At 42.3% G+C, this 14,316-nt stretch carries 12 protein-coding genes; 4 read left to right on the top strand and 8 right to left on the bottom strand.

Translation table 11 applies throughout. The features are described from left to right. Positions 1 to 27 precede the first annotated feature (27 nt). Positions 28 to 603 carry a dCTP deaminase gene (gene dcd / locus ACIGBM_RS04785; protein ID WP_057759295.1) on the top strand — a complete coding sequence of 192 codons (576 nt, stop codon included), beginning with the start codon at positions 28 to 30 and terminating at the stop codon, positions 601 to 603. Between the two features lie 149 nt (positions 604 to 752). Here the strand turns inward: dcd and ACIGBM_RS04790 are convergent, their stop codons facing one another. The 6 genes from ACIGBM_RS04790 to ACIGBM_RS04815 form a co-directional block, all read right to left on the bottom strand. Further along, a complete protein-coding gene (locus ACIGBM_RS04790; protein ID WP_397476934.1) occupies positions 753 to 1,190 on the bottom strand; it encodes a ClpXP protease specificity-enhancing factor in 438 nt (145 codons plus the stop codon). Positions 1,191 to 1,322: 132 nt separating this feature from the next. Beyond that, positions 1,323 to 1,937 carry a glutathione S-transferase N-terminal domain-containing protein gene (locus ACIGBM_RS04795; RefSeq protein WP_397476935.1) on the bottom strand — a complete coding sequence of 205 codons (615 nt, stop codon included), beginning with the start codon at positions 1,935 to 1,937 and terminating at the stop codon, positions 1,323 to 1,325. A 194-nt stretch (positions 1,938 to 2,131) separates the two neighbouring features. Next, complete coding sequence (locus ACIGBM_RS04800) at positions 2,132 to 2,848, bottom strand: cytochrome c1 (protein ID WP_298807958.1); 717 nt, start codon at positions 2,846 to 2,848, stop codon at positions 2,132 to 2,134. Then, the gene (locus ACIGBM_RS04805; RefSeq protein WP_371531454.1) at positions 2,848 to 4,068 is read right to left on the bottom strand and encodes a cytochrome bc complex cytochrome b subunit; all 1,221 of its coding nucleotides are present in this window, start codon (positions 4,066 to 4,068) and stop codon (positions 2,848 to 2,850) included. Before ACIGBM_RS04805 ends, ACIGBM_RS04800 begins: the two co-directional genes overlap by 1 nt. Positions 4,069 to 4,075: 7 nt before the next feature. After that, positions 4,076 to 4,660 (bottom strand): ubiquinol-cytochrome c reductase iron-sulfur subunit, encoded by a 585-nt coding sequence (gene petA, locus ACIGBM_RS04810; protein WP_057759305.1) that lies wholly within the window; start codon positions 4,658 to 4,660, stop codon positions 4,076 to 4,078. Between the two features lie 521 nt (positions 4,661 to 5,181). After that, positions 5,182 to 7,125 (bottom strand): ATP-binding cassette domain-containing protein, encoded by a 1,944-nt coding sequence (locus ACIGBM_RS04815; protein WP_397476936.1) that lies wholly within the window; start codon positions 7,123 to 7,125, stop codon positions 5,182 to 5,184. 240 nt (positions 7,126 to 7,365) lie between these two features. Here ACIGBM_RS04815 and ACIGBM_RS04820 point away from each other — a divergent pair, with 240 nt between their 5' ends. The 3 genes from ACIGBM_RS04820 to ACIGBM_RS04830 all read left to right on the top strand — a co-directional run bounded on the left by ACIGBM_RS04820 (position 7,366) and on the right by ACIGBM_RS04830 (position 10,867). Beyond that, positions 7,366 to 7,623: a SlyX family protein gene (locus ACIGBM_RS04820; protein WP_394124228.1), complete on the top strand. Its 258-nt coding sequence runs from the start codon at positions 7,366 to 7,368 to the stop codon at positions 7,621 to 7,623. Between the two features lie 222 nt (positions 7,624 to 7,845). Further along, positions 7,846 to 9,066: an OmpP1/FadL family transporter gene (locus ACIGBM_RS04825; protein ID WP_397476937.1), complete on the top strand. Its 1,221-nt coding sequence runs from the start codon at positions 7,846 to 7,848 to the stop codon at positions 9,064 to 9,066. 376 nt (positions 9,067 to 9,442) lie between these two features. Further along, positions 9,443 to 10,867, top strand: coding sequence for an outer membrane protein transport protein (locus ACIGBM_RS04830; protein ID WP_397476938.1), 1,425 nt, complete (start codon positions 9,443 to 9,445; stop codon positions 10,865 to 10,867). A 567-nt stretch (positions 10,868 to 11,434) separates the two neighbouring features. Here the strand turns inward: ACIGBM_RS04830 and putP are convergent. Together putP and ACIGBM_RS04840 are read right to left on the bottom strand one after the other, a co-directional pair. Beyond that, entirely contained in the window at positions 11,435 to 12,934 is a 1,500-nt protein-coding gene (gene putP, locus ACIGBM_RS04835; protein WP_201566873.1) for a sodium/proline symporter PutP, read from the bottom strand. 458 nt (positions 12,935 to 13,392) lie between these two features. Then, positions 13,393 to 14,265, bottom strand: a complete 873-nt coding sequence (locus ACIGBM_RS04840; RefSeq protein WP_057759318.1) for a LysR family transcriptional regulator — start codon at positions 14,263 to 14,265, stop codon at positions 13,393 to 13,395. Between the last annotated feature and the right edge of the window lie 51 nt (positions 14,266 to 14,316).

The following is a 14,316-nucleotide window of genomic DNA, read 5'->3' on the forward strand; positions in this document are numbered from 1 at the left end:
CTATTAAATATTTGCTAAGGAACAACAATGTCTATCAAGTCTGACCGCTGGATTCGTAAAATGGCCGAAGAGCATGGCATGATTGAGCCATTTGAAGCGGGTCAAGTACGCTTTAACGATGCTGGCGAGCGCTTGGTGAGCTACGGCACCTCAAGCTATGGTTATGACGTGCGCTGTGCTCCTGAGTTTAAAGTTTTTACCAACGTACATTCAGTGGTCGTTGATCCTAAAAACTTCGATGATAAAAGCTTTATCGATATCGTTGGTGATGAGTGCATCATTCCACCGAACTCGTTTGCTTTAGCCCGTACTATGGAATATTTCCGTATTCCGCGTGATGTATTGACTATTTGTCTTGGCAAATCAACGTATGCGCGTTGCGGTATTATTGTCAACGTGACGCCGCTTGAGCCAGAGTGGGAAGGGCACGTCACTTTAGAATTTAGTAATACGACCAATCTGCCAGCCCGTATCTATGCTGGCGAAGGCGTTGCGCAAATGCTGTTTTTCCAAAGCGATGCTGATGATGTCTGTGAGACCAGTTATAAAGATCGCGGTGGTAAATACCAAGGTCAACGCGGTGTGACGTTGCCGCGCACGTAGGCAGTAAGCGTCCGTTTAAAAGCTTATCAGTTATAGAAAGTTAATAAGCCTTTAAATAGTTAATAAAAAAGCTAGTCATATTAAATATGGCTAGCTTTTTTATTGGGTTAAATAGAACTGGTCTAAGGGTCTATTAATTTCAAGACTTTCTACTTTAATACCTTTAAACCAGCTTTATTATCGCGCTTTGGTTTAGACGCTTTGGCAGGACTGTTGTTAGACATTGGTGCTGAGTCGTCTTCTGGCTGATAGTTGTCATACTCTTTTGGATCAAAAAACATTCCTTGCGAGTTCTCTTTAGCATAAATCCCCATCACCGCAGTAAGCGGTACCCAGATTTCTTGTGAGACGCCGCCGAAGCGCGCGCTAAAATGAATATAGTCATTTTCCATACTCATGTTACCAGTAGCACGGCTGGCGATATTTAATACGATACGACCGTCTTGCACATGTTCGGTTGGTATTTGCACATTGTCAGCCGTGGCATCGACCATCAAGTATGGTGTCAGAGCGTTGTCTTCTATCCATTGATATAGTGCGCGTACCATATAAGGACGGGTAGGTGTAATAGAGGTGGTTTCGCTCATCTAATGATTTCCTATACTAATAATTTTTAATAATGAAAAATATCTCTTTCAGCAATTTATCAAATGACAGATGCTAATTAACGTCTATCTTATTTATACTTTATTTTAGGACAGCTTTCGATACTTGTCTAATCAACGCACGCTTTTTTGGAAGCTACTACGCTCAAACACTCTCGTTTGGTATTCAAACAATGGACGGCTAATGGCACGTGGCAGCTCAATACCCATCTCATCTAATCGCCATAATAGTGGTGCTAATAACACGTCACACCAACCGAACTCATCAGCCATAAAATAAGGCTTATGAGCGAACAGGGGTGACAGAGTAATCAACGAATCACTAAGCTGTTTTTTGGCAATGGCGGCTTGTGCTTTATTAAAGCTATCTGGATGCGTCAGCAGACGTTTGCCAAGTACTAACCAATCACGCTGAATGCGCCAAGCCAATTGGCGAAACTGTGCACGCTCTTGCGGTGTCTCAGGGAGCAATTTATTTGTGTGATAACGCTCTTCAAGATACTCAAAAATGACGTTAACCTCATAAAGCGCAATCTCACGCTGCTGCAAAACAGGCAAGGTATGATAAGGGTTTAGCTCAGTCAAATCTTCAGGGCGCTCAGAATGTAAGCGAGACAAATAGTAAGCGAGCTTTTTTTCTTCAAGTAATAGGCGTACCACATGACTGTCGTAGCCGTCATCAGCATACAAAATTAGCTGACTACTTGGAATGTCATTCGCATCAATCATGAAAGCCTAATGTTAATAGTGAAGGTTGTCATCGTAAACAAACTCGCAACGTTTATCAAGGTAGTGTACGTAAACATTAGCGCTGAGCGACTTATTTTACGGCATATCTAGTATTTATGCTCTATATTAAGGCACAAAAAAGCACTACCGAAGTAGTGCTTTTTTAATTCTAAAAACTAACTGCTGACTATGACTTATTTGACATCTTTCCAGAATTCTTTATTCAATAAGTAAACTGGGATGAGCAGTACTAATAAGAATAGAATTACAAAGAAACCAATTACTTGACGGTCGTGACGAGCAGGTTCACCCATCCATGCCATAAAGTTAACCAAGTCACCAACCTCAGATTCAAACTCTTCTTGGCTCAACTCTTCTTGCATATTATGCAATACGTGAGGCATCGCTGCATTGGCCAGTACTAAGTTGTTTGCACCCCAAGGACGGCTTGGATCTTCATAGAACGATAGTAGGTAAGTATATACCCAATCATCGCCACGTAGACGTGTCTCAAGTGATAGATCAGGCGGCGCTGCGCCAAACCAAGACGCTTGAATCTCAGGATCGATCTCAGCAGTAATGTGGTCACCGATTTGATCGGTGGTAACCATCAGATACTTTTCAACCAACTCAGGCGGTATCTCTAAATCTTTGGCAATGCGTGAGTGACGAACATACTTAGCTGAGTGACACCCAGCACAGTAGTTCATAAAGATTTTTGCACCGTTTTGTAGCGAGCCCTTATTGGTAAAATCAATAGGAGCAGTACTACAAGCCAAATGCTCTTCAACACCTTCAGCGTTAGTAAATGTACCACATCCGTGACCACCAGCCGCCATTGCCGTACCAGCAGTCAACGTCAATGCCGCGCCTAAGCCTAGACCAGCTAGGGATTTAATTAGCGTGCTCATTAGTGACCTCCGGTAACGCGTTCTGGTGGCTGTTTACACTTCTCGATGGCAGTGTAGAACGGCATCAGTAAGAAGAACAAGAAATATAGAATCGTGAATACACGAGCCATGATAGTTGCCGTTGGTGTCGCAGGCGTCGCACCTAAGTAGCCCAATACAACAAAGCTAATAGCAAATACAGTAAGCGCGATTTTAGACAAGATACCTTTATAACGCATAGAGCGTACAGGCGATCTATCAAGCCATGGAATCAAGAACAATACAGCAATTGCAGCACCCATTGCGATAACACCACCAAGCTTATCAGGAACAGCACGCAAGATAGCGTAGAAAGGCGTGTAGTACCATACTGGTGCAATATGCGCTGGGGTTTTCAGTGAGTTCGCTGTCTCAAAGTTTGGTGGCTCAAGGAAGAAACCGCCGCCTTCTGGGAAGAAGAATACCACTGCAAAGAAACAGATAAAGAATACTACGATACCAACCATGTCATGCACAGTGTAGTACGGATGGAATTCGATACCGTCTAAAGGCACACCATTTTTGTCTTTTAGCTTTTTGATGTCGATACCATCAGGGTTGTTCGAACCCACATGGTGCAACGCCACAATATGCATAAATACTAGGCCCACGAGTACTAATGGAATAGCAACAACGTGTAGAGCGAAGAAACGGTTTAGGGTAATACCAGAGATGATATAGTCACCACGTACCCATTCAGCAAGGCCATCACCAATAACAGGTAGCGCTGCAGGTAAGTTCAAGATAACCTGTGCACCCCAGAACGACATATTGCCCCAAGGTAGTAGGTAACCGAAGAAACCTTCTGCCATAAGTGCTAGGTAGATACCCATACCTATGAGCCAGATAAGCTCACGAGGTTTTTGGTATGAACCGTATAGCAAGGCTCTAAACATATGCAGATATACAACGACGAAAAACGCAGAGGCGCCGGTTGAGTGCATATAGCGAATGAGCCAACCACCTTTTACGTCACGCATGATGTATTCAACAGACGCAAATGCCCCTTCGGCACTTGGGTTGTACATCATCGTAAGCCATATACCAGTCACCAATTGGTTGACTAGTACAATCATTGATAGCACGCCAAAGAAGTACCAGAAGTTAAAGTTCTTCGGTGCGTAGTACTTTGACATATGGTATTCATAGGTTTCGGTCGCTGGAAAACGCGCGTCCACCCAATGCATTAACTTTTTACCCATACTCATATTAAGCCTCCCCAACCGTCAAGATGGTACCATCCATACCATATTCTGGAACGGGTAAATTAAGTGGTGCAGGGACGCCGCTATACACGCGACCTGCTAAGTCATATTTTGACCCGTGACACGGACAGAAAAATCCGCCGTACCAATCATTACCACCTAAATCCACCGCGCCCACATCAGGACGGTAGTTTGGTGCACAGCCCAAATGTGTGCAAACGCCTTCGACCACCAATACGGTTGGATCTAAAGAGCGAGTAGGATTTTTGCAATATTCAGGTTGTAGAGACGCATCAGACTCAGGATCGGATAATAGAGGTTTGACTGACTCTAGTCCTGCAACCATGTCTTCGGTGCGCTTAACCACATAAATAGGTTTACCACGGTATTTGACGACGATCATTTGTCCATCTTCGATAGAACCAATATCTTGGGTCACTGCAGCCCCTGCAGCCTCAGCTTTAGCGCTTGGGTACCAAGAACGGACAAAAGGTGTCGCCACGGCAGCTACCCCAGCTGCACCAATCGCGGCAGTTGAGGCAATAAGAACTCTACGGCGTTGTACATTAACGCCTTCGGCTTGGCTCATTAATACTTCCTCCAGGTGAATGAAATGGGATTATCCCACACTGGGTTTGTGGCTTAGAAAATATACAATATCAAGCCACTTTAGCTGTGCCTAATTTTGCTAATTGTTGCTATTCTAAGCTATTTCGGTGATAAAATAAATTATTGCGTTAAAAATAAAGCAACCTCAATAGGACATATTAGAAGGTTGAATATGACAATCAAACCAAAACAGTTGGATTATCAACGTCTAACGCTAACTTTGCTTTAACAAGGATTATGATGTGATGACCTTATAAATAATAAGGATTTTCAGCAATAGCGAATGATACTTGAAATTAAGGTAATGTTCACTAACTTTCACCATCTAACTACTTTGTAAGTTGCTGTAAAACAAATATCACCACTCTATATAATAAAGTGGTGATGTCTTCACAATGATTAATAATGTTTTGTCAGGCTATCAGAAACTTATTTATCGAAATACGCAATGCATAGTACATGTGCGATATTCCAATAAACTCAGCTAGAGAGTTGCTAATACTAGCCTTCAAGCTCACTCCAACGTTCAAGCTTATGCATCATCTCATCTTCGATGGTTAAGAGACGCTCACTAGCAGCTGTCGCCGCATCAAAGTCAGTATTAAACCAAGAGCCATCGGCCAGCTTTTCTTGCAATTGAGCTTGTTCGGCTTCGAGTGCAGCGATTTCTTTTGGCAAGTTATCCAGTTCGCGTTGATCATTATAATTTAGCTTTTTGGCTGCCTTATTTGGTTTCGCTGCTGCGCCAGACTTATTTGTCGCTTTATTGGTTGCTGCATTGTTGGCAGGTGCTTTGGCAGCACGGGATGCTTCTTCGCGGTTCTTTTGTACGAGGTACTCTTGATAACCACCTACATACTCACTAACAGTGCCCTTGCCATCTTCATCTTCGCCAAACACCCATGTAGAGGTAACGACGTTGTCCATGAATGAGCGATCATGACTAATTAGCAAAATCGTACCACCAAAGCTGGCGACTGACTCTTCTAATAGCTCAAGTGTTGCCATATCCAAATCGTTGGTAGGCTCATCGAGTACCAAAATATTGGCAGGTTTTAATAACTGCTTGGCCAGTAGTACTCGGTTACGCTCACCACCAGACAGTGCTTTGACAGGTGTACGTGCGCGCTCTGGGGCAAATAAAAAGTCTTGCAAGTAGCTCATGATGTGCGTCTTACGGCCACCAACTTCGACAAAGTCAGAGCCTTCCGAAACGTTTTGCGCAACGCTCGCCTCAAGATCTAACTGATCACGCAACTGATCAAAGAATGCGATTTTCAGATTAGTACCTAATTCGACACTACCAGACTTAGTGACTTCATCATCAGACATGTCGAGTAGAGCTTTGATAAGCGTAGTTTTACCCGCACCGTTAGGGCCGACAATACCAATCTTATCGCCACGCATAATAGTGGTCGTAAAATCATCTACCAAGACGTTGCCGTCATATTCAAGATGTAAGTTTTTAACTTTGCAGACAAGCTTGCCGCTTTTCTCGCCTTGACCCATGGTGATGTTTACATTGCCCACTTGCTCACGGCGATCGCTACGCTCTTCACGTAAGGCTTTTAATTCACGGACACGGCCTTCGTTACGGGTACGACGTGCTTTGATACCTTGGCGAATCCAAACTTCTTCTTGTGCCAGTTTTTTATCAAAGTTGGCATTGTTCTTTTCTTCAGCCTGTAACTGTAGTTCTTTTAGCTCTTGATAGCGCGCGTAACCACCTTCGCCTTGCGTCACGTCATAGCTGGTCAATTGGCCACGGTCAAGCTCAATAATGCGAGTCGATAGCTTATTTACGAATGCTCTATCATGAGTCACGAACAACAACGTCAAACCTTGCCAATCAAGCAAAAAGCGCTCTAACCATTCGATACTTTCGACATCCAAATGGTTGGTTGGCTCATCTAGTAGTAGTACATCAGGCTTGGTAACTAGCGCACGAGCAAGTAACACGCGGCGTTTACGACCACCAGATAGTGATGATAAGTCGTCTTCTGGATTAAGGCCCATGGTCGTAATTAGACGCATGGCATCGCGTTCTAAGTCCCAACCATGTACCGCATCGATATCATGCTGTAGGGTCGCCATATGCTCACAGGCATCCATATCACCATTCGCGCACATATCGACTTGCTTATTATAGTTAATGAGCAAATCAGCCGTACGACGACTACCGCCCATAACGATGTCTAATATGCGACCACTGGTCTCGGGAACGTCTTGCTCTAGCATCGCTACACGCATGCTACTGTTGGTAATAATTTCGCCACTGTCAGGCTGCAATGAGCCATTGATCAGTTTAAACAAAGTGGATTTACCTTCGCCGTTGCGGCCAATCAAGCACACACGCTCGCCTGTATTGATAGAAAAATCAATACCATCAAGAACAGGCGCGACGCCAAAGGCTAAGTGAATGTCTTTTAAATGAATCAGTGCCATAGAGTATCTTAAGCTTATATAATAGTGAGGTAGGGGTTGTTGCAAAATTGCCTGCAGTATAACATGCCACCGCGTCACTGTAGTGCGAGTAAATAGTTTTATCAGTACTATTTATTGCTTTTACTAACTGCTCCTATTCCATGACTATGTTCGTAGATTTATCGCTAATCTACGGCACTCTTCAAACTCCTTAGTGATCCATCCTTTTAATTTAATACTTACTATAATTTAGAGAAAAATATGAACCAACCTAAAATTACAGATGATACTTCTGATATTCAAAATGATTTGCAAACCCAAGTAGTCGATTTGCAAATGAGCCTCGCGCATCTTGAAGTAACTGTCGAACGACTGGATGACGTTATTACGCGACAAGACAGAGATATTCATACGCTGCAACGTCAACTACAGCTAATCTATAAACAGATTGAAGGTCAAGATACAGAAAGTGGTATTGCACCATTCGATGTAATGGCAGACAGACCGCCACATTATTAATAAGTAGAATTTGGAAAGAAAGCATCTAATAGCGGAAAATATATACGTATTTTTATATATAGATACTGTCTGATGACTATGTGGTCATAACATAGAAATAATGTGTTTTTGTAGTTGTTTTAGTGTTAAAAAGTCTTTACTATCTTCCACCTCGGATGCTGATTACCTATTAATTAATACTTGGTAAAACAGTAAAACAATGCGGATGTTTGGAGATATAAAATGCGCCACACCTTTCATTTAAAAACTCTTGCAGTAGCTGTTGCTACTCTTTCTGTTGCTAGCATCGCTAGTGCTGCTGGTCTTGATCGCTCAGGCCAAGATATCACCGCATTCCTACAAGACGGCACTTATGCAGAAGCTGTCTACACTTATATCGATGCTGATGTTACTGGTAAAGATACCTCAGGCAATAAAATCGATGACATCGCAGAGTCTTATGATTTTTTCCGTTACGGTGTAAAAGCAGATATCAACGAAACCTTTAGCATTGGTGTTTTATATGATGAGCCTTTTGGTGCTGCCGCTGACTACGTTGGCGAAAACAATTTCGTAGATCAAAATCCTGCTTCACCTAGAAATGGTGAAGGTACTAATGTAGAAGTACGCACTGAAAGCATTACAGGTATCCTAGGCGCTAAATTTGGCGAGAATAAGAACTTCCAAGTATATGGCGGCCCAGTCGCTCAGCGCGTTGAAGCTGATGTAAAGCTACGTGGTCCAGCTTATAGTATTGCTAATGGTTATACCGCTCACATCAGTGCTGATCAAGAATATGGTTACCTTGCTGGTATTGCATATAGCAAGCCTGAGATCGCATTGAAAGCTGCTTTAACTTACCGCTCAGAAATTGAACATAATGCGCAATCAGCTGAAGTTTATCCAAACGCTGTTCTTTTTGGACTTCCAACAAATAGCGGTGAAAGTATTGAGGTTACTACACCCAAGTCAGTAAACTTCGATTTCCAGACAGGTATCAACTCAACAACCTTAGCGACTGCCAAAGTACGTTGGGTACCATGGAGTGACTTTGCGATTACTCCATCATCGTACAACAATGTTAGTCAAGTATTGGCAACATTACCTCAAGGCGCTGGTATTCCTGCTGAAGGCTTAGATTTGGTTAGCTATGATGATGACCAATGGCAAGTAGAGCTAGGTCTTGCTAAGCGCCTAGCGCCAGCACTAGCAGTAAGTGGAACTGTTGGTTGGGATAGTGGTGCTGGTAATCCTGTTACCTCACTTGGGCCTACGGAAGGCTACTACAGTGCAGGCTTAGGCGCTAAATATAACGTTACTGAAAACTGGGCAATCTCAGCTGGTGGTAAATATTTATGGCTTGGTGATGCTGATGGTCAAATTCCAAGTAAAACAGTTGTGAGTGATTTTGAGAGCAACGACGGATTTGTACTTGGTGTAAAAGTTTCTTACCAAGCTCAGTAATTCATAGCTTAGTTATACAGCAAATATTTTAAATGTTATTGATAAAAAAGCGATCCTTTAAGGGTCGCTTTTTTTGTAGGCAGTATTATAGTCATAGTGAACCCGTTTTATCCCGAGGGAAAACTCTCCTATGAACAAATACTTTTTTAGAAAATTCACATTTAAAAGTAGAAGTAAACGGCATTGTTTAATTTATATCTTATTTGTACTGTTCAGTCATAATTGAGAAATAAAGCACTTTAATTGTTGTTTTAGTGTCAAAAAGCTATTAGTATTCAACTTAGGACACGACTTTGATACTCTCAATGTTAAGCGCAGCAATGCTATATATTGATTATTAAAGTAGTAATACAACAAGGACCGTTGGAGATACACAATGCGCACTACCTTTCACTTGAAAACCCTTGCAGTAGCAATCGCTACTCTCTCTGTCGCTAGCATGACTAATGCTGCTGGTCTTGATCGTTCAGGCCAAGATGTCACTGCTTTCTTTCAAGATGGTACCTATGCAGAAGCCGTCTATACTTATATTGATGCTGATGTAAGTGGTTATGATAGTGCTAACACTAACCCTTCTCAAAATGATTACGCACGTGGTGACAAGACGGGTGATATCGCTGAGTCTTATGACTTTTTCCGCTATGGCGTAAAAGCAGACATTAACGATACCTTTAGTGTTGGTATCTTATATGACGAGCCTTTCGGTGCAGCTGCTGAATATACTCAAAGTAACTTCGTCTCACAAGGAGATGTCGACGCTTCTATTGCTTCTATTACTAATGGCGCAGCGCCAAGTCTTGCAGCGGCACAGGCTGGAATTGGTGCTCTGGCTGCAGGAGAAACAGCGGGTGTTTTAACTCCAGCACAGCAGGCTCAGTTAGATGGATTGCGTGGAGCAGTAGCGGTAGCACAAGCTGAAGCAAGTACCGCGGGCGAAAATACTAATGTAGAAGTTCGTAGCCAAAGCCTCACAGGGATTTTGGGTATGAAGTTTGGTGCCAACAAAAACTTCCAAATTTATGGTGGTCCAGTTGCACAGCGTACTCAGTCTGAAACCAAATTACGCGGTTTAGCTTATGGACCTGCTAGCGGTTACACTTCAAACAGTAATCCTGATATGGACTATGGGTATATAGCAGGTATTGCTTATAGTAAGCCTGAAATCGCATTGAAAGCTGCTTTAACTTATCGTTCTGAAATCGATCATGATATACAAATATCTGAGTCGTATCCGTTAGTAGCTATTAGAGCTACAGCAGCAGGAGCTACTCCAGAACAAGCGGCTGCAGCAGCAAATAGAAACAGCAAATACGAAATTACTACTCCTAAATCAGTCAACTTTGATTTCCAAACAGGTATCAACCCTACAACACTAGCAACAGCAAAAGTACGCTGGGTACCGTGGAGTGATTTTATTATTACACCACCACTTTATAACGATACTAGTAAAATCAGTTATGGCCCTGATGGACTGAACTTGGTAGAATATAAAGATGACCAGTGGATGGTAGAGCTTGGCTTAGCGAAACGTGTCGCTCCAGCACTTGCTATTAGCGGTACTGTTGGTTGGGATAGTGGTGCTGGCAACCCTGTAACTTCATTAGGTCCGGTCGAAGGCTACTATAGCGTTGGTCTTGGTGCCAAATATAACGTTACGGAAAACTGGGCAGTATCTGCGGGTGGTAAATACCTATGGTTCGGTGATGCCCAAGGTCAATTGCCAACAGGCAAAGTCGTTGGTGACTTCCAAGACAATGATGGCTATATCGCTGGTGTGAAGCTTTCTTATCAAGGGAAATAATCTTTCTATATAACTGCTGAATAATAAAAAAGCGGCCTACAATAGGTCGCTTTTTTATGGGTTTTCTATTAAATATTTGATTGTTAGTGCTCAAATATAGGTACAACAGCAAAGATAATCTTTATAGTACTAATTCATATAGCAGGGCTACATTTTATTTGTTTAGTTTAGCTCCGTAACCATACACAACAAATACCTTTTAGCTTAAGAATAGATACGCACTTATACTTTATCGAACATCTAATAAGTAAGTTGCTAATAACTTAGCACACTTGAGGTGTATAACGATGTATAAGCAGGTAGCTAAATACGGCGCTGAACAGAGGTAGTTGTCCTAATAAAGGTCTACCATTCAAGGGTGGGTAGCAGTTGGACTGCCAAAAAGGCTAGGACAATCTAGCGTAGTATATCCATCACAGAGCTATCCATACTCCTGTCCCATTTGCCATAAGTTTTCTTGGTTCGATACTGTAGTAGGTTAAATATACTAAATCGTTACTCATAAAAAAACCTCGCCAATAGTGACGAGGTTTCTTTATAAGAATAATCTTAAGATTTTAAGTAAACTTATTTGTTTAAGTTTAGCTCCATCTCTTTGTACTTAGCAGAAACTGAAGGTCTTGGGCCACCAGTCATGATACTAACGGCAAAGATAGCGATAGTACTTAAGATAAAGCCTGGAACGATAGCGTATAACCAGCTATTTAGTGCCATACCATCTACTTGGAAAGGCCCATAAATCCATAGGATAACAGTCAGAGCACCAACAACCATACCAGCAACAGCACCATTACGGTTCATACCACGCCATGTCAGACTGAAAATAACCAATGGACCAAACGCTGCACCAAATCCTGCCCATGCATTAGAAACTAGGTTTAATACTGAGCTATCTGGATTAGAAGCAAGCATGATAGATACTAGCGCAACCACTACGACAGAAACACGACCAACCAATACCTGACGAGCTTCTGGTGCGTCTTTATCAAAGAATAGTTTGTACACATCTTTGGTTAGAGAGCTTGATACAACCAATAGCTGAGATGAGATAGTACTCATAATTGCCGCTAAAATAGCTGCTAATAGGAAACCTGAAACCAATGGATGGAACAAGAACTGAGTGAATACTAAAAAGATAGTCTCAGGATCGTCCAGCGTCATCGCAGTTTTTTGTACGTAGGCACGACCAGCAAAACCAGTCATTAGTGAACCAACAAGGCTAACAACCATCCAGCTCATACCGATGTTACGTGCGGTCGGTACATCTCTCACTGAACGAATTGCCATGAAACGTACGATAATATGCGGCTGGCCAAAGTAACCTAAGCCCCATGCCATTAACGAAATAATACCGATGACACTCATACCGCTAGTAACGTCTAAAAGGGTAGGGTCGATATTTCTAACCGCTTCTGTAGTGGCTGAAATACCACCAAGATCAGTAAAGGCAACGACAGGTACGATTACCATGGCAAACAGCATGATGACGCCCTGTACAAAATCGGTCATAGATACTGCTAAGAAACCACCGAATAGCGTATAAGCCACAACCACACCAGCAGTAACCCATAGGCCAGTACTATACGATAGGTTAAGTGAGCTTTCGAAGAGTTTACCACCACCTACAAGACTTGCAGCGGTATAGACGGTAAAGAATAGAATGATGACCACGGCTGAGATGACGCGTAGCATGTGCGACTTGTCTTCAAAGCGGTTGGCAAAATAATCGGGTAGGGTGATAGCGTTGTCAGCCACTTCGGTATAAACACGAAGGCGAGGTGCTACGATGAGATAATTTAGTAATGCACCTAATGTCAAACCAAGCGCGATCCAAATACTGACCACACCATCGGCAAACATATAACCAGGTAAGCCAAGTAGTAACCAACCTGACATATCTGATGCACCTGCAGAAAGTGCGGTTACTGCTGGGCCTAAGTTACGACCCCCTAACATATAGCCTTCAGTATCATTGGCTTGCTTAAAATAAGCGTAAACACCAATCCCAATCATCACTAAGAAATAGGCGCCGAGTGATATCAGCACGCCACTAGAAACTCCGTTCATATAAATTGTCCTTAACCAACATAATTGGCTGTAATTATTTTTTAACTATAAAAGTTCTGTCCTACAAGGCGATGTCCAAAACAATATTTAAAGACAAAAAAAGCCATTAATTGAGACATAATGGCTTTTTTCAGTATCTTCTGTAGTTATATATGATTGATGTCGTTCTATGGCTAGCACTCATATAGAGATAGAGAACAATGGGAATTTCGCATTCCACTTATCTATTGTTATTGCTCGCATCTGCTATTTATATATGAGTATTAGCAACCTACACAATCAATCAAAACCATTAAACCTACTGTTAACCATCATATCTTACTAGAAGTATTCAATATATGACTATCAGTGTCCTTGTGGTAAATTTTTGTTATACAAACAACGTCAAGCGTATTATAACGCATGATAGATTCAAATGCGAATAGGTAGAATTTATATATTGTTATAGTTAGCTAGTTTTATTCAATAGGAGCCAGTAAATCTAAGAGCGCAGTGACACTGCTAGACTGTGTAAGCTTCGGATTGATGACCACACCTAGATAACGCTGTAGCTCAATATTATCTGCCATATCAATACGTTCCAAATCTTGGCTGACCATCGTTTGAGGCAGTACTGACCAGCCAAGACCGACAGATACCAACATACGAATAGATTCAAGCGGGTTGGTGCTCATCGTGGCATAAGGCTTTAGATTGTGCTTGGCAAATTCGGCCAAAGTAATCTGACTGGTAAAGGTATTGGCAGACGGTAGAATAGCAGGGTATCGGGCCAACTGCTCTAAAGTGACGTTTGATTTGGTTGCCAACGCTGATAGCGTACCAGTCATGAAGTAGAGAGGGTCTGACCATAGCGTATGGTAGGTTAGCCGCTTATCATAGACAGGTGGTAGCGTAACAAAGGCTAAAGACAAATCACCATCTAGTACTGCTTTGTGTGCTTTTTCAGAATCTACGAAGTGTACTTCTAACTGAACAGCTGGATAAGCTTGAATGAAGTGTTTCAGGACAGGTGCTAAATGATGTAGGCCAATATGATGGCTAGTACCAATGACTAACTTGCCAGAGACAATGTGCTGAGAATGCTGCAAGTTGATTTTAAAATTCTCATAATCTTCTAGCCAACGCTTGGCATGAGGTAGCATTTCGCTGGCAGCTTGAGTAGGTACAATTCCACGTCCTACCGTATCAAACAAGGTAATGTTAAACTCGTCTTCTAAGTTTTTGATACGTTTACTGACAGCAGGCTGCGTGATAAATAGCTTTTCTGCGGCACCTGAGATACTGCCAGTGTGCATAACGGTAACGAATGTCGTCAAGTTTGTGGTGTTCAAACGAATGTCCTTAGCTACTTTATGAGCTATAAATAAAAGTTGGCTGACCCA

The organism is Psychrobacter sp. NPDC077938 (assembly GCF_044542635.1).
Lineage (GTDB): Bacteria > Pseudomonadota > Gammaproteobacteria > Pseudomonadales > Moraxellaceae > Psychrobacter.